Annotated in this window: 19 protein-coding genes; 12 read left to right on the top strand and 7 right to left on the bottom strand. The window is 72.9% G+C overall.

Features of this window, described 5'->3' with window-relative positions; genetic code table 11:
• Positions 1–71: 71 nt before the first annotated feature.
• On the top strand, positions 72–1,304 hold the full coding sequence (locus ABZ621_RS32800) for an MFS transporter (protein WP_360610098.1): 1,233 nt from the start codon (positions 72–74) through the stop codon (positions 1,302–1,304).
• Here ABZ621_RS32800 and ABZ621_RS32795 read toward each other — a convergent pair.
• From ABZ621_RS32795 to ABZ621_RS32780, 4 genes are all read right to left on the bottom strand, one after another.
• Positions 1,240–1,905: an HNH endonuclease gene (locus ABZ621_RS32795; RefSeq protein WP_360610097.1), complete on the bottom strand. Its 666-nt coding sequence runs from the start codon at positions 1,903–1,905 to the stop codon at positions 1,240–1,242. The two genes, ABZ621_RS32800 and ABZ621_RS32795, sit on opposite strands and share 65 nt — an antisense overlap.
• 491 nt (positions 1,906–2,396) lie before the next feature.
• Positions 2,397–3,854 (bottom strand): catalase, encoded by a 1,458-nt coding sequence (locus tag ABZ621_RS32790; RefSeq protein WP_360610096.1) that lies wholly within the window; start codon positions 3,852–3,854, stop codon positions 2,397–2,399.
• A gap of 192 nt (positions 3,855–4,046) precedes the next feature.
• Positions 4,047–4,937: a 2-hydroxy-3-oxopropionate reductase gene (locus ABZ621_RS32785; RefSeq protein WP_360610095.1), complete on the bottom strand. Its 891-nt coding sequence runs from the start codon at positions 4,935–4,937 to the stop codon at positions 4,047–4,049.
• A gap of 45 nt (positions 4,938–4,982) precedes the next feature.
• Positions 4,983–5,816 carry a TIM barrel protein gene (locus ABZ621_RS32780; RefSeq protein WP_360610094.1) on the bottom strand — a complete coding sequence of 278 codons (834 nt, stop codon included), beginning with the start codon at positions 5,814–5,816 and terminating at the stop codon, positions 4,983–4,985.
• 140 nt (positions 5,817–5,956) lie between these two features.
• On the opposite strand from ABZ621_RS32780, the gene ABZ621_RS32775 reads away from it, so the two are divergent.
• The 8 genes from ABZ621_RS32775 (at position 5,957) to ABZ621_RS32740 (ending at position 13,276) form a co-directional block, all read left to right on the top strand.
• Positions 5,957–6,217: a hypothetical protein gene (locus ABZ621_RS32775; RefSeq protein WP_360610128.1), complete on the top strand. Its 261-nt coding sequence runs from the start codon at positions 5,957–5,959 to the stop codon at positions 6,215–6,217.
• A 44-nt stretch (positions 6,218–6,261) separates the two neighbouring features.
• On the top strand, positions 6,262–6,582 hold the full coding sequence (locus ABZ621_RS32770; RefSeq protein ID WP_360610127.1) for a helix-turn-helix domain-containing protein: 321 nt from the start codon (positions 6,262–6,264) through the stop codon (positions 6,580–6,582).
• A gap of 155 nt (positions 6,583–6,737) precedes the next feature.
• A complete protein-coding gene (gene uraD, locus ABZ621_RS32765) occupies positions 6,738–7,253 on the top strand; it encodes a 2-oxo-4-hydroxy-4-carboxy-5-ureidoimidazoline decarboxylase (protein WP_360610093.1) in 516 nt (171 codons plus the stop codon).
• Positions 7,250–7,657: a hydroxyisourate hydrolase gene (gene uraH, locus ABZ621_RS32760; protein ID WP_360610092.1), complete on the top strand. Its 408-nt coding sequence runs from the start codon at positions 7,250–7,252 to the stop codon at positions 7,655–7,657. The genes uraD and uraH overlap by 4 nt, the downstream gene beginning before the upstream one ends.
• A 5-nt stretch (positions 7,658–7,662) precedes the next feature.
• Entirely contained in the window at positions 7,663–8,586 is a 924-nt protein-coding gene (gene pucL, locus ABZ621_RS32755) for a factor-independent urate hydroxylase (protein WP_360610091.1), read from the top strand.
• A 92-nt stretch (positions 8,587–8,678) separates the two neighbouring features.
• Positions 8,679–10,097, top strand: coding sequence for a nucleobase:cation symporter-2 family protein (locus ABZ621_RS32750; RefSeq protein ID WP_360610090.1), 1,419 nt, complete (start codon positions 8,679–8,681; stop codon positions 10,095–10,097).
• A 48-nt stretch (positions 10,098–10,145) separates the two neighbouring features.
• On the top strand, positions 10,146–11,534 hold the full coding sequence (locus ABZ621_RS32745; RefSeq protein WP_360610089.1) for an 8-oxoguanine deaminase: 1,389 nt from the start codon (positions 10,146–10,148) through the stop codon (positions 11,532–11,534).
• A 392-nt stretch (positions 11,535–11,926) separates the two neighbouring features.
• Positions 11,927–13,276 (top strand): nucleobase:cation symporter-2 family protein, encoded by a 1,350-nt coding sequence (locus ABZ621_RS32740; RefSeq protein WP_360610126.1) that lies wholly within the window; start codon positions 11,927–11,929, stop codon positions 13,274–13,276.
• A 98-nt stretch (positions 13,277–13,374) separates the two neighbouring features.
• Here the strand turns inward: ABZ621_RS32740 and ABZ621_RS32735 are convergent, their stop codons facing one another.
• Positions 13,375–13,974 carry a hypothetical protein gene (locus tag ABZ621_RS32735; RefSeq protein WP_360610088.1) on the bottom strand — a complete coding sequence of 200 codons (600 nt, stop codon included), beginning with the start codon at positions 13,972–13,974 and terminating at the stop codon, positions 13,375–13,377.
• 134 nt (positions 13,975–14,108) lie between these two features.
• On the opposite strand from ABZ621_RS32735, the gene ABZ621_RS32730 reads away from it, so the two are divergent.
• The 3 genes from ABZ621_RS32730 (at position 14,109) to ABZ621_RS32720 (ending at position 18,672) form a co-directional block, all read left to right on the top strand.
• Complete coding sequence (locus tag ABZ621_RS32730) at positions 14,109–15,062, top strand: fibronectin type III domain-containing protein (RefSeq protein ID WP_360610087.1); 954 nt, start codon at positions 14,109–14,111, stop codon at positions 15,060–15,062.
• Between the two features lie 76 nt (positions 15,063–15,138).
• Complete coding sequence (locus ABZ621_RS32725) at positions 15,139–16,758, top strand: hypothetical protein (RefSeq protein ID WP_360610086.1); 1,620 nt, start codon at positions 15,139–15,141, stop codon at positions 16,756–16,758.
• A gap of 108 nt (positions 16,759–16,866) precedes the next feature.
• Positions 16,867–18,672, top strand: a complete 1,806-nt coding sequence (locus ABZ621_RS32720; RefSeq protein ID WP_360610085.1) for a hypothetical protein — start codon at positions 16,867–16,869, stop codon at positions 18,670–18,672.
• A gap of 6 nt (positions 18,673–18,678) precedes the next feature.
• Here ABZ621_RS32720 and ABZ621_RS32715 read toward each other — a convergent pair whose 3' ends face one another.
• Both ABZ621_RS32715 and aceB read right to left on the bottom strand, forming a co-directional pair.
• Positions 18,679–19,824, bottom strand: a complete 1,146-nt coding sequence (locus ABZ621_RS32715; protein ID WP_360610084.1) for a GDSL-type esterase/lipase family protein — start codon at positions 19,822–19,824, stop codon at positions 18,679–18,681.
• Between the two features lie 201 nt (positions 19,825–20,025).
• Positions 20,026–21,648, bottom strand: a complete 1,623-nt coding sequence (gene aceB / locus ABZ621_RS32710) for a malate synthase A (RefSeq protein WP_360610083.1) — start codon at positions 21,646–21,648, stop codon at positions 20,026–20,028.
• Between the last annotated feature and the right edge of the window lie 116 nt (positions 21,649–21,764).

Here is a 21,764-nt window from a genome sequence, read left to right as displayed (position 1 = left end):
CCCGCGCCCACTGTTTCGCGGGACCGCGAAACAGTACCGGGGCCCGTCCCGGTCTCCCCAGAATCCCCGGCATGTCCCTCTCCGCCTCCGAGGCGCCCGCCGCCGCGGGCTACCGCGACCTGTTCCGTACCCCCGAATTCGTCCCCCTCTTCCTCGCCGGCTCCGCGCAGACCGCCGCGCAGACCGTCGCGGGGCTCGGGCTCGCCACGCTCGTGTTCGACGCGACCGGGTCGCCGCTGCTGAGCGCGCTCGCGCTGTTCGGGCCGTCGCTCGCCCAGCTGCTCGGTGCCACCACGCTGCTCTCCGCCGCCGACCGGCTGCCGCCCCGTACGGCGCTCGCCGTCGTCGCCGTGGTGTTCGCGGCGGGCACGGCCGTCCAGGCCGTGCCGGGGGTGCCGCTCGCCGCCGCCTTCGGGCTGCTCGCCGTGCTCGGCGTCGTCGGGTCGCTCGGCGGCGGGGTGCGGCTCGGGCTGCTCGGCGAGATCCTGCCGCGCGAGCGCTTCCTGCTCGGGCGGGCGGTGACGAACATGGCCGCCGGCGTCTGCCAGATCGCGGGCTTCGCCGCCGGCGGCGTCCTGCTCGCGGTGCTCTCCCCGCGCGGGGTCCTCCTGGCCGGCGCCGCCCTCTACCTCCTCGCCGCGCTCCTCTACCGCTTCGGGCTCACCGCCCGCCCGCCCCGCGCCTCCGGCCGCGCCTCGGCCGCCGAGACCTGGCGGGCCAACGGCCGGCTCCTCGCCGACCGCCACCGCCGCCTGCTCTACCTCGCGCTCTGGGTGCCCAACGGGCTGATCGTCGGCTGCGAGGCGCTCTTCGTCCCCTACGCCCCCGACCGCGCCGGGCTGCTCTTCGCCTGCGCCGCCGTCGGCATGCTCGCCGGGGACACGGTCGTCGGGCGGTTCGTGCCGCCGCGGCTGCGCGGACGGCTCGCCGCGCCCCTCCAGGGCCTGCTGGCCGCCCCGTACCTGCTCTTCGCGCTCGGTACGGGGCTGCCGCCGGTCCTGGCGGGCGCGGCCGTCGTCGTCTCCGCGGTCGGCTACGGCGCGAGCCTGCTGTACCAGGAGCGGCTGCTCGCGCTCGTCCCGGAGGAGTCGCGCGGGCACGCGCTCGGCCTGCACGGCTCCGGGATGCTCGCCTGCCAGGGCCTCGCCGCGGCCCTGGCGGGCGGGCTCGCGCAGCTGACCTCGCCGGCGACGGCGATGGCCCTCCTCGCGGTGGCCTCGCTCGCCGTCACCGCCGCGCTCACCGCGGGGCTGTCGAGCGCTGCACGACCGTCTCCTCGCACGGCCCGTCGGCGAACAGCTTGAGCGCCTCCATCTCGTCCTTGTCGACGGACAGCCCCCAGCGCAGCTTCGTGCCGACCCACTCGCCGACGTAGCGGCAGTACGCGGCGTTCCCGTCCGGCACCCACTCGGCCGGGTCCTGGGTCCCCTTGGCCTTCTGGCTGCGGGCGGTGACGGCGACCAGGGTGGCCGCGGCCCCCTGGTCGTTGGCGTACTTCGCCCGCCGCGCCGCCGTCCAGCCGGACGCGCCCGAGGCCCACGCCTCCGCCAGGGGCACCAGGTGGTCGACGCGGAGCAGCGCCGGGTCGGTGACGGTCTGGCCGTCGTAGTACGAGGCCCACCTGCCGCCGGTCAGGGCGCAGGCGCCGCCCGTGGCGGGCGCCTCGACGGCCTCCGCGAGGAGCACCTCGGCGCGGGTGTCGCAGTCGTCGGCCGCGTCGAGGCCCTTGTCCCAGTGCGGGAACGCCGACTCCTCGAATCCCGCCGAGTCCTCGGTGGCCTCGGTGAGTTCGGCGAGCGCGTCGGGGAAGAGCTGGACGCCCGCGGAGGCGGTGGGCACGGGGGCGGCGAGCGGGGACAGGACGAGGGCGAGCGGGACGAGCCCGCGCATCAGGTTCTTGATCACGTACGGGTGGATAGCGCCGGAACCGGGGCGCACGGGAGGCGCATCGCGGTGCGCTCCCCCGAGCGGGTGCGGATCTTCACCGCAGAAACGATGCGCTGCCCCGGCGCGGGGGACGGCGGTCCCGGCGTACGGATACGACGAAAGAGCGCGGAACCAGGGACCGTAAACCTGGTTCCGCGCTCTCGTCTGTGACCGCCCGGCGGTGCGAGGCCGGCGCGACAGGATGTTCGCGCCGCCGGGCGGAGCCTGTGGGCTCCCGGGGTGGGGGAGGGCGTTGGGACCGCGGTGGCTCCGACGGACGCTCCGGCCGGTCCCTTCCTTCAGGTCTGGAAGGGGGGCCGGGCGTCCTGGCCACCGCACTGGCTCGCAGCCACCGCGGTCCTCACGCTGTCCATGAACACCGGCCACCCCTCATCCGGGCCGGTGTTCCGGACGGCGTACGGCATTGACCTCCCGTCAGATGCCGTACGCGGTCTGGGAATTCGAGACGACTAGTCCTCGCGCAGGGCGCGGACGGCCTCCTCGACGCGCTTGCCGTACTCGGCGTCGGCGGCGGCGAAGTGGGCGAGGTTCTTCTCGATGACGTCCTCGCGGGACACCTGGGAGAGACCGCCGGCGATGTTGGCGATCAGGCGGGACTTCTCCTCCTCCGACATCAGGCGGTACAGCTCGCCGGCCTGGAAGAAGTCGTCGTCCTTGGTGTGCTGCGGAGCGGCGTGGGTGCCGGTCCAGCCGTGGATCGCGAGCGGCGCGGCGAGCGCGGCGTCGGTCTGGGCCGGGCCCTGGTACGAGTTGGGCTCGTAGTTCTTGTCGTACCGCGAGCCGTTGCGGGTCGCCATGGCGCCGTCGCGGCCGTAGTTCTCGGCCACGGTCGCCTTGGGGGCGTTCACCGCGAGCTGGGTGTGGTTGACGCCGAGGCGGTAGCGGTGGGCGTCCGCGTAGGCGAAGAGACGGCCCTGGAGCATCTTGTCCGGCGAGGGGCCGATGCCCGGCACGAAGTTGTTCGGGGAGAACGCGGCCTGCTCGACCTCGGCGAAGACGTTGTCCGGGTTGCGGTCGAGGACCATGCGGCCCACGCGCTGCAGCGGGTAGTCGCTGTGCGGCCACACCTTGGTGAGGTCGAACGGGTTGAAGCGGTAGTCCGCGGCCTCGGCGGCCGGCATGACCTGCACGTACAGGGTCCAGGACGGGTTCACGCCGCGCTCGATGGCCTGGAGCAGGTCCGTCTGGTGCGAGTTGGCGTCCTTGCCGACGAGCTCGGCGGCCTGGTCGGCGGAGAGGGAGCGGATGCCCTGGTTCGTCTTGAAGTGGTACTTGACGAAGAAGGCCTCGCCCGCCTCGTTGGTCCACTGGTAGGTGTGCGAGCCGTAGCCGTTCATGTGACGGTACGAGGCCGGGATGCCGCGGTCGCCCATGAGCCAGGTGATCTGGTGGGTGGCCTCGGGGGCGTGGGCCCAGAAGTCCCAGACGTTGTCCGCCTCCTGCTTGCCCGTGAAGGGGTCGCGCTTCTGGGAGTGGATGAAGTCGGGGAACTTGATCGGGTCCTTGATGAAGAACACCGGGGTGTTGTTGCCGACGAGGTCGTAGTTGCCCTCGGCGGTGTAGAACTTCACCGCGAAGCCGCGCGGGTCGCGGACCGCGTCCGCGCCGCCGAGCGAGTCGGCCACGGTGGAGAAGCGGATGAACAGCTCGGTCTTCCGGCCCACCTCGGAGAGGAAGTCGGCCTTGGTGAAGCCGGTGACGTCGTCGGTCACCTCGAAGTAGCCGTACGCGCCGGAGCCGCGGGCGTGCACCACGCGCTCCGGGATCCGCTCACGGTTGAAGCGCGCGAGCTTCTCCAGCAGGTGCTGGTCCTGGAGGAGGAGAGGGCCACCGACGCCGGCGGTGGCGGAGTTCTGGTTGTCGGCGACGGGGGCGCCGGACTCGGTCGTAAGCACGCGCTTCGACATGGTGGCCTTTCCGTACAGGAACCTGCTGATGACGATGCCGTGGAGCGTAAGTTCGCTCGAAACACGACGTCAACAGTTTGTTGAAAATGAAGTGTGGTGTTCCGGTCGGCGGCGGCGCCTGGGCGCGACAGGACAGGTGTCAGCACCGCCGCCGACCGGAAATCTGGGGCCCCGGGGATCCGGGGCGGTGGATCAGACCTGGGCGCCGGAGAGGCGCTCGACGGCGCGGAGCAGGGCCGAGTGGTCCAGGCCGCCGTCACCCTGCGCGCGCAGCGAGGCGACGAGCTGGGCGACCACGGCGCCGACCGGGAGGGCCGCGCCGACGTTGCGGGCGGCGTCGGTCACGATGCCCATGTCCTTGTGGTGCAGGTCGATCCGGAAGCCGGGCTTGAAGTCCCGGTTCAGGAAGTTGTCCTTCTTGCGGGTCAGCACGGTCGAGCCGGCCAGACCGCCGTTGAGGACGTCGAGGGCGGCGTTGAGGTTCACGCCGGACTTCTCCAGGAAGACCACGGCCTCGGCGCACGCCTGGATGTTCACGGCGACGATGAGCTGGTTGGCCGCCTTGACCGTCTGGCCGGAGCCGTGCGGGCCGCAGAGCACGATGACCTTGCCGAGGGCCTCCAGGATCGGGAGGGCCTCGTCGAAGTCGGCCTGCTCGCCGCCGACCATGATGGAGAGCACGGCCTCGATGGCGCCGGCCTCGCCGCCGGAGACGGGGGCGTCGATGACGCGGATGCCCTTCTCCTTGGCGTTCTTCGCCAGGTCGACCGAGGTCTGCGGGGTGATCGACGACATGTCGATGATCAGCGCGCCCTGCTTGGCGTTCTCCAGGATGCCCTCGGGGCCGTAGGAGATGGCCTCGACCTGCGGGGAGGCGGGCACCATCGTGATGACCACGTCGGCGTCCTTGACGGCCTCGGCGATCGAGCCGGCCACGGTGCCGCCGGCGGCGGCCAGGCGGTCCAGCTTGTCCTGCTCCAGCGTGAAGCCGGTGACCGAGTAACCGGCCTTGATCAGGTTCTCGGACATGGGGGAGCCCATGATGCCGAGGCCGATCCACGCGATCTTGGGGAGGTTGCTCATGAGGGTGCCTCTCAAAACAAGGTGGTACGGGGGAGGGGGCCTGCGTCAGCGGGCCGGGCGGGCCTCGGCGGCGAGCCATTCGAAGGACGCGGCGGCGTCGGCGGCCTTGTACTCCAGGCCCACCCAGCCGTCGTAACCGGCCTTCTTCAGCTCGTCGAGGAGCTGCTCCAGCGGGAGCTCGCCGGTGCCCGGGGCGCCGCGGCCCGGCATGTCCGCGATCTGGACGTGGCCGGTCTTCGCCGCGTACTCGGCGATGACGGCGCTGACGTCCTCGCCGTTCATGGCCAGGTGGTAGATGTCGAGGAGGAACTTGGCGTTGCCGAGCCCGGTGGCCTCGTTCACCTTGTCGACGACCTCGATCGCGGAGGGGGCGCTCACCAGCGGGTAGAGCGGCGACTCCGGCTTGTTCAGGGTCTCGATCAGCAGGATCGCGCCGACGCGGTCGGCGGCGCGGGCCGCCAGGATCAGGTTCTCCAGGGCGAGGGCGTCCTGGACCTCCGGGTCGACGCCCTCCACGCGGTTGCCGTAGAGCGCGTTGAGCGCCTTGCAGCCGACCGAGGCGGCGAAGTCCGCGGCGATGTCGATGTTGGCCTGGAAGCGGTCGGACTCCTCGCCCGGGACCGAGACCGCGCCGCGGTCCGGGCCGGGGAGCTGTCCGGCGTAGAAGTTCAGGCCCACCAGCTGGGTGCCGGCGTCCTCAAGGGCCTTCTTGAGGGCGTCGAGCTCGCTCTGCTCGGGGGTGGCGGTGTCGATCCAGGGCCACCACAGCTCGACCGCGGTGAAGCCGGCCGCGGCGGCGGCCGCGGGGCGCTCCAGGAGCGGGAGTTCCGTGAAGAGGATCGACAGGTTCACATCGAAGCGCTGGTCCGTGTATCCCATGAGGGGCGGCGCTCCTTCCGTATTGCGGAAGTCGTTTTCTGTCTGACGGAATGCTGCAAGCGGAGTGCCCGGCTTGTCAAGGGCTCCCTCCGACTTCGGGGCTCCCCAGGCCCTGGTCCGGGCCGTAGCGTGGGGGCATGGTGCGTTTGAGAGTGGAGTTCACGACCGAGCCGTTCGACCTCGACGAGGCGCCGGCCCACGCGGTCGTGGCTCGTGAGGTCATCCAGTCGGCCGAACTGGACGCCGTCGATGTCGGCCCCTTCGGCAACACCGCGGAAGGCGGCGCCGACGCCGTCCTCACCGCCGTCGACGAGCTGCTGCGCAAGGCGCTCGGTGCCGGTGCCACCCGGGTCTCGCTCCAGGTCAACGTGATCGGTGAGGGCGGGGAGGACGAGAAGTGACCGAGCATCCCTTGGCGGCGGCGGTGAAGCCGCTGGTCGACGCGATGGGCGCGGAAGTGCTGGAGCCGGCGCAGGCCGCGGCCGACGACATCGTGCTGTCCTGGGAGGGCGAGGACGTCCTCGCCGTACGGCTGCCGCAGCTGTCGGACTCCCTGGACCGCATCCTCGCGGCGATGGAGCGCCGGCACGGGATGCCGCTGGCCGAACTGGACCGCAAGGCCAAGCAGGAGGTCGTGCGGCTCCTGGAGGCGCGCGGCGCCTTCTCCGTCCGTCATGGAGTGGAGACGGTGGCCGGTGCACTCGGTGTCAGCCGCTTCACCGTCTACAACTACCTGAACAGGGAAAACGCCTCCAAGAACGCTTAGTTGATCAAGAATGGCCACAAGCCGTCGTCCGCATGCCGGGACGACGGCTTTTGTGTCACCGAGTTTTCAACAAAGTGTTGACGTCCTGTTGCCGAGGGCGTTAGCTATCCGCAGCCCGTCCGACGCACAGCGAAAAACAGCCACGGAGGCTTCCCGTGACTTCAGGTACGACACCGGGCCTCATCCGGTTCAACACCTCGGCGGACAGCGAGGCTCTCGCCGCGCTCCACGAGGTGTGCTCCAGCTCGGCGTGGGGGAGCAAGATCCTCGCCCAGCGCCCGTACACCACCGCCGAAGCCCTCTTCCTCGCCAGCGACGCCGCCATGGCCGAGCTCACCGCCGAGGACCTGGCCGAGGCGATGGCGGGCCACCCGCCGATCGGTCGTCCGAAGGAAGGGGATGCCACCTCCACCCGCGAGCAGAGCGGGATGGCCGGCTCCTCCGCCGAGCTCAAGGCCGAGATGCTCGAACTGAACCTGGCCTACCAGGAACGCTTCGGCCACGTTTTCCTCATCTGCGCCACCGGCAGGACCGGCGAGCAGATGCGCGACGCGGTCAAGGACCGGATCGGCAACTCGCCCGAGCGGGAGCGCGAGATCGTCCGCACCGAACTGGGCAAGATCAACCGCATCCGGCTCACCCGTCTCGTAGAGGAAGAGAGCGCCGCATGAGCACCGACACCACGGCCTCGGTGTCCACCCACATCCTGGACACCAGCATCGGACGCCCCGCGGAGGGCGTGGCGATCACCCTCGCCGCCCGCGCCGGCTCCGACGCCGCCTGGGTCGCGCTCGGCGGCTCGGCCACCGACGCCGACGGACGGTGCAAGGACCTGCCGGCCCTGCCGGTCGGCACCACCCACGTACGCCTCGACTTCGAGACCGAGGCGTACTTCCTGAGCAAGCAGAACCAGCAAGCCGAGGCGCAGCAGGACGCCCCCGCGAATCGGGACAGCGGTCCGGAGGGTGCTTTCTTCCCGGAGGTGGCGATCACGTTCGCCGTCACGCCGGGCGAGCACTACCACGTACCGCTGCTGCTCAACCCGTTCGGCTACTCCGTTTACCGAGGGAGCTAGCAGACATGCCCACGATTCTCGGCCAGAACCAGTACGGCAAAGCAGAGAACCGCGTCGTCAAGATCACGCGGGACGGCGCCACCCACCACATCAAGGACCTGAACGTCTCCGTCGCCCTCTCCGGCGACCTCAGCGACGTCCACCTCACCGGCTCCAACGCCCACTGCCTCCCCACCGACACGACGAAGAACACCGTCTTCGCGTTCGCCAAGGAGTACGGCATCGAGTCCGCCGAGCAGTTCGGCATCCACCTCGCCCGTCACTTCGTGACGAGCCAGGAGCCGATCAAGCGGGCCCGGATCCGGATCGAGGAGTACTCCTGGGAGCGCATCGCCTCCTCGGACGCCAACTCCAAGTTCATCGGCGCCGACGAGGTCAACCACTCCTTCGCCCGCAAGGGCCAGGAGACCCGCGTCACCCAGATCACCTACGACGGCGAGAAGTGGGAGGTCATCTCCGGCCTCAAGGACCTCGTCGTCATGAACTCCACCAACTCGGAGTTCTGGGGCTACATCAAGGACCAGTACACCACCCTCCAGGAGGCGTACGACCGCATCCTGGCCACCCAGGTCTCCGGCCGCTGGCGGTTCAACTGGACCGACGACGACCAGCGCATGCCCAACTGGGAGCGGTCCTACGAGCAGACCCGGAAGCACATGCTCGAGGCGTTCGCGGAGACCTACTCGTACTCCCTCCAGCAGACGCTGTACCAGATGGCCACGCGGATCATCAACCACCGCGCGGAGATCGACGAGGTGCGCTTCTCGCTCCCCAACAAGCACCACTTCCTCGTGGACCTGGAGCCCTTCGGGCTCAAGAACGACAACGAGGTCTACTACGCCGCGGACCGCATGTACGGCCTCATCGAGGCCACGGTCCTGCGCGACGGCGCCGAGGCGCTGATCCCGGTCGACATGACCAACCTCTGAGTGGCACCACATCTCTGAGCGGCACTGAGTGACCCGGTCCCCGCCCGCCCGCAGTCGGGCGGGGACCGGCACCAGACCGGAGGGAACCCAGCATGGCACTGCCCGCAAAGGGGCCGGCGTCCGCCGAAGGCCCGTGTTCCACCCCGTCGACCACCGAGGCCCCTGCCCAGGCCGCCGGCCATCCGGTCGACGAGAAACTCCCCGCCTCGCGGCTCGTCCCCGCGGCGCTCCAGCACATCGCCGCCATGTACGCCGGCGTCGTCACCCCTCCGCTCATCATCGGCCAGGCCGTCGGCCTGGACGCGGCCGGGATGACCCGGCGCATCGCCGCCAGCCTCCTGATCGCCGGTCTCGCCACCATCCTGCAGACCCTCGGCATCCGGAACTTCGCCGGCAACCGGCTCCCGTTCGTCAACGCGGCCTCCTCCGCGGGCATCGCCCCCATGCTGGCCATCGCCGAGACGAGCGCCCCCGGACACCAGCTCCCCGCCATCTACGGCGCGGTCATGGTCGCCGGAGTCTTCTGTCTCGCCGTCGGCCCCTTCTTCGGCCGGCTCCTGCGCTTCTTCCCGCCGCTCGTCACCGGCGTCGTCATCACCCTGATCGGCGTCACCCTGATGCCGGTGCCCGTCAGCTGGGCCCAGGGCGGCGACAAGACCGCCGCCGACTTCGGCGCCATGAAGTACCTCGCCCTCGCCGGCTTCACCCTGGTCGTCGTCCTGCTCTTCCAGCGCTTCGGCCGCGGCTTCGTCAAGCAGATCGCCCTGCTCCTCGGCCTGCTCATCGGCACCCTCGCCGCGATCCCCTTCGGGATGGCGGACTTCACCGCCCTGCGCGAGGCGCCCGTCGCCGCCCTGCCCTCCCCCTTCGCCTTCGGCGCCCCCGAGTTCCAGCCCGCCGCGATCCTCTCCCTGTGCATCGTGATGCTGGTCCTGATGACCGAGTCCAGCGCCGGCATGCTCGCCCTCGGCGAGATCTGCGAGCGTCCCAGCGACGGCAGGACCATCACCCGGGGCCTGCGCACCGACGGCATCGCCACCCTGCTCGGCCCCGTCTTCGGCGGCTTCCCGACCTCCGCCTTCGCGCAGAACGTCGGCGTCGTCTCGCTCACCCGGGTCCGCTCCCGCTACGTGGTCGCCGTCGCCGGCGGCGCCCTCCTGGTGCTCGGCGCCTTCCCGGTGCTCGGCGCGGTCGTCTCCATGGTCCCGATGCCCGTCCTCGGCGGCGCCGGCATCGTCCTCTTCGGCTCCATCGCGGTCAGCGGCATCCGGACCCTCTCCGAGGCCGGTCTCGACGACAGCTCCAACATCATCCTGGTGGCCGTCGCGCTCGGCGCGGGCATCATCCCGCTCGCCGCACCCACCTTCTACGCCGGCTTCCCCGCCTGGGCACAGACCGTGCTCGGCTCCGGCATCAGCGCCGGCGCGCTCGTCGCCGTCCTGCTGAACCTGTTCTTCCATCATCTCGGCACCCGGAGCCGTCAGACGGCCCCGGCACTCAAATCCTCCTAGGGTCCTGCCGTGCCCACCCCACCCATGAGGAATGAAGGAAGCACCGCCATGGCAGCACCTTCGGCAGCCCAGCGCATCGTCATCGAGAACGCGGCGATCGCCACCGTCGACGCGAACGACACCGAGTACGCCTCCGGCTACCTCGTCGTCGCCGACAACAGGATCGAGTCCCTCGGCCCCGGCAAGGCCCCCGAGAACCTGGAGAACGTGGTCCGGCGGATCGACGCCACCGGTCATCTGATCACCCCGGGCCTGGTCAACACCCACCACCACTTCTACCAGTGGATCACCCGGGGCCTGGCCACCGACCACAACCTCTTCAACTGGCTGGTCGCGCTCTACCCGACCTGGGCCCGCATCGACGAGCAGATGGTGCGCGTCGCCGCCCAGGGCTCGCTCGCCATGATGGCCCGCGGCGGCGTCACCACCGCCATGGACCACCACTACGTCTTCCCGAAGGGCTCCGGCGACCTCTCCGGCGCCATCATCGGCGCCGCCTCCGAGATGGGCGTGCGCTTCACCCTGGCCCGCGGCTCCATGGACCGCAGCGAGAAGGACGGCGGCCTGCCGCCGGACTTCGCCGTCGAGACCACCGAGGGCGCGCTCGCCGCGACCGAGGAGACCGTCAAGAAGTTCCACGACGCCTCCTTCGACTCGATGACGCAGGTCGCCGTCGCCCCCTGTTCGCCGTTCTCCATCTCCACCGAGCTGCTCCGCGAGGGCGCCGCCCTCGGCCGCCGCCTCGGCGTGCGCATGCACACCCACGGCTCGGAGACCGTGGAGGAGGAGAAGTTCTGCCACGAGCTCTTCGGCATGGGCCCGACCGACTACTTCGAGTCGACCGGCTTCCTCGGCGAGGACGTGTGGATGGCGCACTGCGTCCACATGAACGACTCCGACATCGCCGCCTTCGCCCGCACCAAGACCGGTGTGGCCCACTGCCCCTCGTCGAACGCGCGCCTCGCCGCCGGCATCGCCCGCGTCCCCGACATGCTGAAGGCGGGCGTCCCGGTCGGCCTCGGCGTCGACGGCACCGCCTCCAACGAGTCCGGCGAACTCCACACCGAGCTGCGCAACGCCCTCCTCATCAACCGCCTCGGCGCCCACCGCGAGGCCGCGCTCAACGCCCGCCAGGCCCTGCGCCTCGGCACCTACGGCGGCGCGGAGGTCCTCGGCCGCGCCGACAACATCGGCTCCCTCGAAGCGGGCAAGCTCGCCGACTTCGTCCTCTGGAAGATCGACGGCCTCGGCCACTCCTCGATCGCCGACCCGGTCACCGCCATCGTCTTCGGCGCGGCCGCCCCGGTCACCGCCTCCTTCGTCAACGGCAAGCAGATCGTCGAGAACAACCGGCTGCTCACCGTCGACGAGGACACCATCGCGCGCGACGCGCGCACGGAGGCCCAGCGCCTGGCCCGCATCGCGGCCCAGGCCTGACCCTCCCCCGGAGTCCGGTCGGGGGGGACGGCCCCCGACCGGTCGCCGCGGACCCGAGCGGGGTCCGCGGCAGCCCGACCGGGCGGCGCCGTACGCACCCGTCGTACGGCGCCGCCCGGGACGGCCACACCCGCCCGCACCCCCACCGGGCACCCCGTACCCGCGCCGCACCCCTTCCTCCGGCGCACCGCACCACCCCGCACCGAGCCGCACCTCCTGCACTTCGCACCGCATCGCACCACCTCCCAGACACCCGCGTCACCGCCGACGTGTAACCGACCGGAGGAACCGCCGTGGCCGACGAGCCCCAGGTTCGCAATGCACAAGACGCAGGCACCGACCCCGGAGACCGGACCAGACATCCGGTCGACGAGACCCTGCCCCCACTGAAGATGTTCACCAGCGGCCTCCAGCACGTGGCCGCCATGTACGCGGGAGTCGTGGCCCCGCCGCTGATCGTCGGAGCGGCCGTCGGCCTCTCCGGCACCGAACTCACCTTCCTGACCGGCGCCAGCCTCTTCACCGCCGGACTCGCCACCTTCCTCCAGACCCTCGGCGTCTGGAAGATCGGCGCCAAGCTGCCCTTCGTCAACGGCGTCACCTTCGCGGGCGTGGCCCCGATGCTCGCCATCATCGACACCACGAAGGACAAGGCGGACGCGCTGCCCGTCATCTTCGGCGCGATCATCGTCGCCGGTCTGCTCGGCTTCCTCGCCGCGCCGTGGTTCTCCCGGCTCGTGCGCTTCTTCCCGCCGGTGGTCACCGGCACCGTCATCACCCTCATCGGCATCTCGCTGCTGCCGGTGGCCTTCGGCTGGGCCCAGGGTCCCAACCCCGCGGCGGACGACTACGGTTCGGGCAAGTTCCTCGCCCTGGCCGCCGTCACCCTGGCGATCGTCCTGCTGCTGCGCCGCTTCACCCGCGGCTTCCTGAAGCAGATCGCCGTCCTCGTCGGCCTGGTCCTCGGCACCCTGATCGCCATACCCTTCGGCGCCACCGACTTCTCCCCGGTGACCGAGGCGGACATCGTCGGCTTCCCGAGCCCCTTCCACTTCGGCGCCCCGCAGTTCGCGCTCGCCGCGATCATCTCCATGTGCGTGGTCATGCTGGTCTCGATGACCGAGTCCACCGCCGACATGCTGGCGCTCGGCGAGATCGTCGAGCGGCCCGCCGACGAGAAGACCATCGCGGCCGGTCTGCGCGCCGACACCCTCGGCTCGGCGATCAGCCCGCTCTTCAACGGCTTCATGTGCAGCGCCTTCGCGCAGAACGTCGGCCTGGTCGCCATGACCCGGATCCGCAGCCGCTTCGTCGTCGCCTGCGGCGGCGGCCTGCTGGTCCTGATGGGCCTCTCGCCGGTGATGGCCTCGCTGATCTCGGTGGTGCCCCGCCCGGTCCTGGGCGGCGCCGGCGTCGTCCTCTTCGGCTCGGTCGCGGCCAGCGGCATCCAGACCCTGGTCAAGGCCGGCCTGGAGAAGGACAACAACGTCCTCATCGTCGCCGTCTCGATCGCGGTCGGCATCATCCCGATCACCAAGCCGGACTTCTACCACGCCTTCCCGCAGACGGCGCAGATCATCCTGGACTCCGGCATCTCCACCGGCTGTGTCGCCGCCGTCCTGCTCAACGTGGTCTTCAACCACTTCGGCCGGCGCGCGGACGACGACGAGGTGACCGCGCCGATGGAACCGGGCGACGAGATCTCCGAGACCCGCACCGCGAAGGCGGCCCACGTCCACTAGCCACCAGAGGACCCGCAGCCCCCAGGCCCTCGGTCCCGCCCGCCCCGGACCCCGCGCACCCCGCGGGGTCCGGGGCGGCGGCGTGCCGCCCGGCGCCCTCACCGCGACTCCAGGGCGATCCGCCGGGCGCACTCGGGGGCAAGCGCCGGATAGGCGGCGGCGATCGCCTCGTACTGCCTGCGCCGCAGCAGCCGCTCGGCCTCGCGGCGGCCCGTGTCGCCGTACAGCCCGTCGAGCAGCGTCTCGTACCGCGCCAGCGTCTGCCGCAGATAGCCCACCTGCCACCGCACCAGCGAGCCGGGCGAGGCCCCGCCGCCCCCGCCGCCCGCCCCGCGCGCCGTCAGCAGCCGCCGGTGGCGCGCCGCCCGCCGCTCCAGCTCGGCCGCCGGCAGCCTCGGCACCAGGAGCGGCTCGGCCCGGATCGCCGCGAGGACGGCCGCCCGCCGCCCCTCGGCCAGCACCCCGACGGCGGTGCTCCGCCCCCGCTCCGCCAGGGACGAGGAGGCCGCCGCGAACTCGGGCGTCCGCTCCACCGCCTCCACCCGCGCCAGCAGGTACAGCCGCAGCGGCGTGAGCGCGTACCGCCGCGGATCGCGCCCCTGCACGTCCGGAAGCCCCAGCAGCTCCCGGATCATCGCGTCGCTCCAGCCGCGCCGCCGCACCCCGGCCGGCGCCACGTACAGCCAACGGTCCGTCATGATCCCCCCAAGAATCGACTACGGAGAGTAACGTTTCCAGTGAAGCGCACCCCACTGACAACGCCCCCTTGCGCACCCCTCCCTCCGCGTGCCATATAGGTCTGGACCTTTCCGATGGAGATGGAGGCCGGCCTGTGCGACGCCCCCAACGCCCGCTCGCCGCAAGCCTGTTGGTCGTACTCGCGCTCGGCGCCTGCGCCCGCGCCGAACCCCCGGACTCCACCCCGCCCACCACCCCCACCGGCCTCACCGCCGCCTCCGGCAGCTCCACCACCGTCCACGTCATGTGGGAGGCCGCCACCGACGACCACGCCGTCACCGGCTACCAGGTCCTCCAGGACGGCCGCCCCGTCAAGGACCTCCCCGCCACCACCGTGATGACCGACGTCACCGGCCTCGCCCCCGGCAGCCGCCACACCTTCGCCGTCGTCGCCCGCGACGCCGCCGGCAACACCTCGCCCGCCACCCCCGCCGTCGCCGCCACCACCCTGCGCGCCACCGCCGAGGACCGCGAACCCCCCACCGCCCCCCGCACCCTGCGCGCCACCCCCGACGGCCCCACCGCCGCCCTCCTCACCTGGACCCCCGCCCGCGACGACACCCGCGTCACCGCCTACGACGTCCACCAGGCCGGCGTCCGCGTCCACACCGCCCCCGGCACCGCCACCACCGCCCGCCTCACCGGCCTGCGCCCCGGCACCGCCTACTCCCTCACCCTCCGCGCCCGCGACGCCGCCGAGAACTCCTCCCCGGACAGCCCCCCGGCCGAACTCACCACCGCCCCCGCCCCCGGCGCGCCCCCCAACACCTCCCCGCGCGCCCTCGCCGCCGCCTCCGCCGACGGCGCGATCACCCTCACCTGGACCCCGCCCGAGACCGGAGGCCCCGTCACCCACCACGAACTCCACATCGACGGCCGCTTCGCCACCACCATCGTCTGGGGCGCGGCCCCGCCCACCGGCCGCGCCACCTACACCTTCCCGGCCCAGGCGAAACCCGGCACCACCTACACCCTCACCCTCCGCGCCCGCCTCCCCGACGGCACCTGGGGCGACTTCTCCGCCCCACGGACCGTCACCGTCCGCTGACCTAGGATCGCGTGATCAAGGTGGGGTGGCGGCCCGGCACGGCCGGTCCCCTCGCGAGCGGACGACAAGGACCAGCGTGACGAACCCGATCGCCCTCGGTGGCGACGAAGACCCGGAAAGGTCCGAGGAGATCGAGGAAGCGGCGGTGCGCGTCACCGCCGACGCCCTCCACGCCTTCCTCGCCCGCCGCGCCGGGGCACTGGCCGCCCGGGAGCGGGCCGCCGCCGAGGCCGGCCCCCGCTGGGCCGAACTGCCGCCGTCCCTCGTCACGCGCTTCCTCTCCGGCGAACAGACGCTCGCCGGACTGCGCCCCCAGGCCCTCGACCTCGCCCCGCTCACCCGCGCCCGGGCCGCCGGCCTCGCCCCGTGGCTCGGCGCCCTCGCGGCCCGCCTGGCGAAGGCGGACGCGCGCGCCTCCGCCCTCGCCGCGCTCCTGGGCCGTGACACACCCCCCGGTACCGGGGAGGCCGAGGAGCTGACCGCCCTCGGCGACCTGGCCGAGGCCCCGCACCGGGCGCCGGAGCACTGGCTGGACCCGAGGGTGCTGCCCCGGGTCCGCGCGGCCCGCGCCGAGCTCGCCGACGCCACCCGCCGCCTCGCCGAGGCGGGGGCGGCCGCGTCCGCCGTCTTCCGGCCCGAGATCGCCACCCTCCCCGAACTCCCCGACATCGTCGGCCGGCTGACCGGGGGAGCGCGCGGCATCGGCGGCCTGCTCTCCGGCACCGTGCGCGCGGACCGCCGGATCATCGGCGCCTTCACCACCGCCGGGACCTGGCGCGGCGACCTGTACGACACGCTGCCCCTCGCCCTCGCCTGGAGCACCGCCCACGACCGGCTGCGGTCGCTCGTCCGCACCCACGGCGCGCTGCTCGCCCGGTACGTGACGCCGCAACCCCCCGGTCCGGCGGCCCTCGACGCCGCTCTCGCCCACGCCGAGTCCGTCCACCGCCTCGCGCCCGACACCCTGGCGGACCCGCGCCGCCGCGCCCTCCTCGCCGCGCAGCTCGCCGACGGCCGTGCCCCCGCCCCCGAACTGACCGGCCACGCCGCCGCGGTGCGCGGCGCGCTGGCCGGCTGGCGGGCGGACCTGCGCCGGCCGCGGCTCGCGGACCGCGCGGACGGGCTCGCCGGGCAGTCGTTCGGCCGGGCAGCCCACTGGGTGAGCGCCCACCTGGCCCCGCTCGCCGCGGCCATGGACCTCCTCGACGCCCTCGCCCCGGCCGGCCGGGGCGACGGCGATCCCGCCCACGCCCCCACCCTGGAAGAGGCGCGGACCGCCCTCGACGCGGTACGGGAGGCCCGCCGGGCGACCGACGCCCTCGCCGCGCGGGCCGGGGCGGACCGGCTCCTGCTCGGCCCCTGGTACCGGGGGCTCGACACCGAGCCGTCCCGGATCGGCGAACCCTTCCCCGGCGCCACGCCGGAAGACGCGGCCGTCGGCGCGCTCCTCGCCCGCGCCCGCGAACTCGCCGCCCGCGCCGACGGCCCCCACGCCGAGGACCGCCACCACGCCCTCCTCGGCCGGTACGCGCCGGACCACGGCCCCGGCACCGGCACCGTCGCCCTGTGCCGGGCCCTGGACCGCGCCCGTACGGCGGAGCGGCTCGCGCGGCTCGCGCGGCTCGTACCGGCGAGGAACGGCGAAGGACCGCCGAACGTGGTCGAAGGACGGCTGAGGACGGCTGAGGACGGCTGAGGACGGCTGAGGACGGCCGGGTACGGGGACACCGGGCCCGCCGCCGCCCCGCCCTGCCCGGGGGTGTCCCTCAGGCCGTTCCCGGTGCCCCCGAACTACCCTGGAACCGTGGCCGAGACCGTTCTCACCAATACCGGGCTGGACAGGTTCCTGGAGCTGCTCGACGGCAGGCCGGAGCACCGTGACCCCGCGTTCCGCCGGGCCGCCGAGGTCGTCCTCGGCCTTCTCGCGCTGCGCGGGGCCGACCGGGCCAGCGGGGTGCCCGAGCCCACGCCGGAGCTGGTGCGGCGGCTCCTCGTCGAGGACCTGCCCGCCTTCGTGTACGTCGCCCCCGGCGAGCTGCCCGGCTACCGGGCGGTCGTCGGCGAGCTCGCCGGACGGTTCGACGGCGGGCTGCGCGAGCGGATCGCCGCCGTCGTCGACGAGAGCGCCGGGGACTTCGAGCGCGCCATGGCGGACCCCGGGAACCTCACCTGGTACCGGTGGTACGCCTCGCTGCTGCGGAGCGTCGGAGCCGACCTCGGCGACGCCGACGACGTACGGCGGCGGATCGGCGCCCTCGACGGCGCGCCGCTGCCGGACGGGGTCCTGCGCGCCGACCTCATGGGCCGTACCGCGCTCGCGGACACCGTGCTCGCCGAGGCCGTCGCCCGCGCCTACGTACGGGACGCCGAGGAGCCGCCCGCCGCCGGGCCGCTCCTCACCGACCACGCCGTCGCCGCCGGCGTCGGCCGGGTCGCCGCCGCGCTCCTCGACCGCTGGACCGCCGCCGGCCTCGCCGACCAGCTGACCGGCGCCTACGCGCGCTTCGCCCCCGGCCCCGACGACTTCCCCCACCTCGTGCTCGCCGACGCCCTGCTCGACGAGCACATGGACTACTACGGCGACCCGTCGATCCCCGTCCCGCCCCCCGCCGCCGTCGAGCCCGCCCCTGCGGGCGACGCCGAGCGGGACGCCGACGCCCTGCTCGCCGCCGTCGAGGAGCTGGCCGAGGAGGAGCACGAGCCCTACGGCGGCGAGGCCCCGCACCTGCTGTACGCGCTCTACCAGCGCGGCTGCGCCGCCGACTCGATCGCCCGGCGCGCCGCCGAGTACGAGGACTGGACCGTCGACCCGGCCCTGGAGGACGTCCCCGTCACCGTCCCCGAAGGGGTCGCCGGCGCCTACGTCACCCCGCCGGTGCCCGAGCTCGTCCGGCTGCTCGGCTCCGACGGACTCGGCGAGGACGACCGGGCCCGTCTGGAGGGCCCCGCCCGGGAACTCGCCGCCGTCGCCGACCGGCTGGCCGCCACCGGCCTCGTGCTGCGCTCCGGCGACGCCTTCGGGCTCACGCCGCGCGGCGCCGCCACCGTCCGCTACCTCCTGCGGGTCCGCCGGGTCGCCGCGCCCACCGCCGCCGAGGCGGTCGCCTGGCCGGCCGCGGAGCTGGTGGGGGCCGCCGCGCAGTGGCCGCAGGCGCCCGCCGCGCGCGTGCTCGCCGACTGGCTGCACGCGCGCGGGGACACCGCCGACGCCTGGGCGGAGCTGCTGGCCGCGCTCGGCTCCGTCCACGCCCACGCCTCCGAAGGGGGCGACGTACGCGCCCTGTTCGGGCTCCTCGACACCGCCACCGCCCCGCCGGGCGCCCTGCGCGGCGCGCTGCGGGACCCGGTGGTCGGCGCCTACGCCCTGTACGCGCTGCGCGCCCGCGGCGAGGAGGCCGACGAGGTCCAGGTGCCGGCCTCGGCCCGCGCCCTGCACCTCCTGGACCGGCTGCCCGGGAAGAAGGGGCCGCTGGAGTCCCGGCGGGCCGCCTTCGACGCGGCCGCCGCCGACTGGCCGGGCGGCTCGGCCGCCCTCGTCCGGGCGATGGCCGAGGCCGACCGGCACGGCACGGAACGCGTCCTCGGCCCGCTGGGCATCAGCCTGCCGTGAGGCGGGTCAGCCGGTCGTGAGGTACATCCCCGAGGGGCCCGCGCCCGCCGTGTTCCGGCAGGCGCGGTGGCCCGACGGGACGGCGTGGATCAGCGCCAGGCAGCGCCCGAGGGCCTGCTGACCGTAGGCGTTGGGGTGCATGGACTCCTGCACGAGCCCCTGGGTGGACTGGCTGTCGATCCACCGCGCCCACTCGCTCGACGCGCCCGACGGCGGCAGGGACGCCGTCACCTGGCGGCTCGCCTTCGCGCACACCTCGCGCCCCTGGAGCGCGTCCCGCAGGTCGAGGAACTGCGCGCCCTTCGCCACCGCGACCTGCCGCAGCCGCCCGGAGAGCTGCGGGACGAGGGAGTCCCGCGCCCAGTCGGAGTCCTTGTTCCAGAACGGGCAGCCGCCGGTGTTCGTCCGCGCCCAGCCGCTCTCCGAGTAGCGGTTCTCGGCGGCGCGGGGGATCGGCGAGGGGTAGGACTGGAGCACGATCCGGTAGTCGGAGGCCGTGTAGCCCGCGCCGGTCATCACCGCCCGGATCTCGTCGACGGCCTTGCCGACGGAGGCCATCACGGCGTCGATCCTGGCGTCGACCTCGGCCTGCTGGTCGTCGTGGCAGTAGGAGTACCAGACGATGTAGTCGGTGGCGCAGGTGGTGATGATGTCGGCGAAGCCGAGGTCGTTGCCGCCGATCGACAGGGCGATCAGCTTCACGTCGTTCGCGGCGGCGACGGCGGCCAGCCGGTCGGCCTGCGGGGCCTCGCCCTTGTACGCCTGGCCGCCCTGCGAGGCGCGGATGACGTTCTCGGTGGTCGCCCCGGAGCAGGCGAGGTTGATCAGGTTGGTCGCGACCGGTCCGGCGCTCCTGACCTCGGAGACGTCCGAGCGGTGGCAGCCGCCGGCGGTGGAGCCGTACACCCGGGACGGGTCGTAGCCGCTGCCGGTCCAGGCGCGGTCGGTGCCGTCGCGGCCGCCGGAGTTCGTGAGGCTGTTGCCGAGCCAGCGGCCGGCCTCGCCGGAGATGTAGCTGTCGCCCATGGCGACGACGGCGGTGGGGCCGTTGCCGGGGGAGGCCTGGGCGGCCGGGGCGGCGGCGGTGGCCAGTCCGGCGGCGGTACACAGTGCCAGGAGTGCGCGCAGCGCGCGGTGGGGGGTCGAAGGCATGGCTGTGTGCTCCTGCGGTACGCAGTGACGTGGGGGACAGCCGCCGGCCGGTGGCATGGCGGAATCTCGCACGCGCCGGCTTATTACCGCTAGGTAGCTGCATATCTCGGTTGCGTCACTTCCCCTGTGACACGACAGGGCCCGGGCCCCGGAGCTGTGCGTTCGCCGGGGGCCGGGCCCTGTACGGGGGTGCGTCGGAGATCAGCCGACGAGCTGCTCGTACGCGGGGAGGGTGAGGAAGTCCGCGTAGTCCGCGTCGAGGGAGACGTGGAGGAGGAGGTCGTGCGCCTGCTGCCACTTGCCGGCCGCGAAGGCCTCCTCGCCGATCTCGGCGCGGATGGCGGCGAGCTCCTCGGCGGCGACCTTGCGGGCCAGCTCCGGGGTGGCGGTCTCGCCGTTCTCGAAGACCACGCCGGCGTTGATCCACTGCCAGATCTGCGAGCGGGAGATCTCGGCGGTGGCCGCGTCCTCCATCAGGTTGAAGATGGCGACGGCGCCGAGGCCGCGCAGCCACGCCTCGATGTAGCGGATGCCGACCTGGGCCGCGTTGCGCAGGCCCTCGTAGGTGGGCTTGGCGTCGAGCGAGTCGATGGCGATGAGGTCGCCGGGCGCCACGGAGACGTCCTCGCGCAGACGGTCCTTCTGGTTGGGCTTGTCGCCGAGGACGGCGTCGAAGGAGGCCATGGCGATCGGGACGAGGTCGGGGTGGGCGACCCAGGAGCCGTCGAAGCCGTCGCCGGCCTCGCGGTCCTTGTCGGCCTTGACCTTCTCGAAGGCGACCTTGTTGACCTCGGCGTCCTTGCGGGACGGGATGAAGGCCGCCATGCCGCCGATCGCGTGCGCGCCGCGCTTGTGGCAGGTGCGGACGAGGAGTTCGGTGTACGCGCGCATGAACGGGGCCGTCATCGTGACCGCGTTGCGGTCCGGGAGGACGAACTTCTGTCCGCCGTCACGGAAGTTCTTGACGATGGAGAAGAGGTAGTCCCAGCGGCCCGCGTTGAGGCCGGCGGCGTGGTCGCGGAGCTCGTAGAGGATCTCCTCCATCTCGTACGCGGCCGTGATCGTCTCGATGAGGACGGTGGCGCGGACGGTGCCCTGCGGGATGCCGACGTAGTCCTGGGCGAAGACGAAGATGTCGTTCCAGAGGCGGGCCTCCAGGTGCGACTCGGTCTTCGGCAGGTAGAAGTACGGGCCCTTGCCGAGGTCGATCAGGCGGCGCGCGTTGTGGAAGAAGTACAGGCCGAAGTCGACGAGCGCGCCGGGCACCGGGCTTCCCTCGAAGGCGAGGTGACGCTCCTCCAGGTGCCAGCCGCGCGGCCGCATGACGACGGTGGCGAGCTCCTCGGCGGGCCCCAGGGCGTACGACTTGCCGGTGCGGTCGTCGGTGAAGTCGATGTTCCGGGTGTAGGCGTCGATCAGGTTGACCTGGCCGAGGACCACGTTCTCCCAGGTGGGGGCGGAGGCGTCCTCGAAGTCCGCGAGCCACACCTTCGCGCCGGAGTTGAGCGCGTTGATCGTCATCTTGCGGTCGGTCGGACCGGTGATCTCGACGCGGCGGTCGTTCAGGGCCGCCGGGGCCGGCGCGACCTTCCAGGAGTCGTCGGCGCGGATCGCCGCGGTCTCCGGCAGGAAGTCGAGGGTGGAGGTGCGGGCGATCTCGGCGCGGCGCTCGGCGCGTCGGGCGAGCAGCTCGTCGCGGCGCGGGGTGAAGCGGCGGTGGAGCTCGGCGACGAAGGCGAGGGCCGCCTCCGTCAGCACCTCCTCCTGGCGCGGCAGGGGCTCGGCGTCGACGACGACCAGGGGGGACGGCGCTGGTGCGGACATGAACTGTCACTTCCTTCAGCGGACTACGGGCGGTGCCTGGCGGCCGCCGGGCGTCACGGACGGCACGGAGTGCCGCGATGCCGAGATACGGCCGCGAGCGCCCTCACAAGGGATGA

This window comes from Streptomyces sp. NPDC007863, from assembly GCF_040633895.1.
Taxonomy (GTDB): Bacteria; Actinomycetota; Actinomycetes; order Streptomycetales; family Streptomycetaceae; genus Streptomyces.
Note: the sequence above shows the minus strand (reverse complement) of the source record. Positions and strands in the feature narration are given on the sequence as shown.

What these genes read in the sequence shown, in the direction of transcription:
- ABZ621_RS32800 (WP_360610098.1), top strand. Translation starts at nt 72, where the DNA reads ATGTCCCTCTCCGCCTCCGAGGCGCCCGCCGCCGCGGGCTACCGCGAC.
- ABZ621_RS32790 (WP_360610096.1), bottom strand. Translation starts at nt 3,854, where the DNA reads ATGTCGAAGCGCGTGCTTACGACCGAGTCCGGCGCCCCCGTCGCCGAC.
- ABZ621_RS32785 (WP_360610095.1), bottom strand. Translation starts at nt 4,937, where the DNA reads ATGAGCAACCTCCCCAAGATCGCGTGGATCGGCCTCGGCATCATGGGC.
- ABZ621_RS32780 (WP_360610094.1), bottom strand. Translation starts at nt 5,816, where the DNA reads ATGGGATACACGGACCAGCGCTTCGATGTGAACCTGTCGATCCTCTTC.
- ABZ621_RS32770 (WP_360610127.1), top strand. Translation starts at nt 6,262, where the DNA reads ATGGGCGCGGAAGTGCTGGAGCCGGCGCAGGCCGCGGCCGACGACATC.
- uraH (WP_360610092.1), top strand. Translation starts at nt 7,250, where the DNA reads ATGAGCACCGACACCACGGCCTCGGTGTCCACCCACATCCTGGACACC.
- pucL (WP_360610091.1), top strand. Translation starts at nt 7,663, where the DNA reads ATGCCCACGATTCTCGGCCAGAACCAGTACGGCAAAGCAGAGAACCGC.
- ABZ621_RS32750 (WP_360610090.1), top strand. Translation starts at nt 8,679, where the DNA reads ATGGCACTGCCCGCAAAGGGGCCGGCGTCCGCCGAAGGCCCGTGTTCC.
- ABZ621_RS32745 (WP_360610089.1), top strand. Translation starts at nt 10,146, where the DNA reads ATGGCAGCACCTTCGGCAGCCCAGCGCATCGTCATCGAGAACGCGGCG.
- ABZ621_RS32740 (WP_360610126.1), top strand. Translation starts at nt 11,927, where the DNA reads ATGTTCACCAGCGGCCTCCAGCACGTGGCCGCCATGTACGCGGGAGTC.
- ABZ621_RS32735 (WP_360610088.1), bottom strand. Translation starts at nt 13,974, where the DNA reads ATGACGGACCGTTGGCTGTACGTGGCGCCGGCCGGGGTGCGGCGGCGC.
- ABZ621_RS32715 (WP_360610084.1), bottom strand. Translation starts at nt 19,824, where the DNA reads ATGCCTTCGACCCCCCACCGCGCGCTGCGCGCACTCCTGGCACTGTGT.
- aceB (WP_360610083.1), bottom strand. Translation starts at nt 21,648, where the DNA reads ATGTCCGCACCAGCGCCGTCCCCCCTGGTCGTCGTCGACGCCGAGCCC.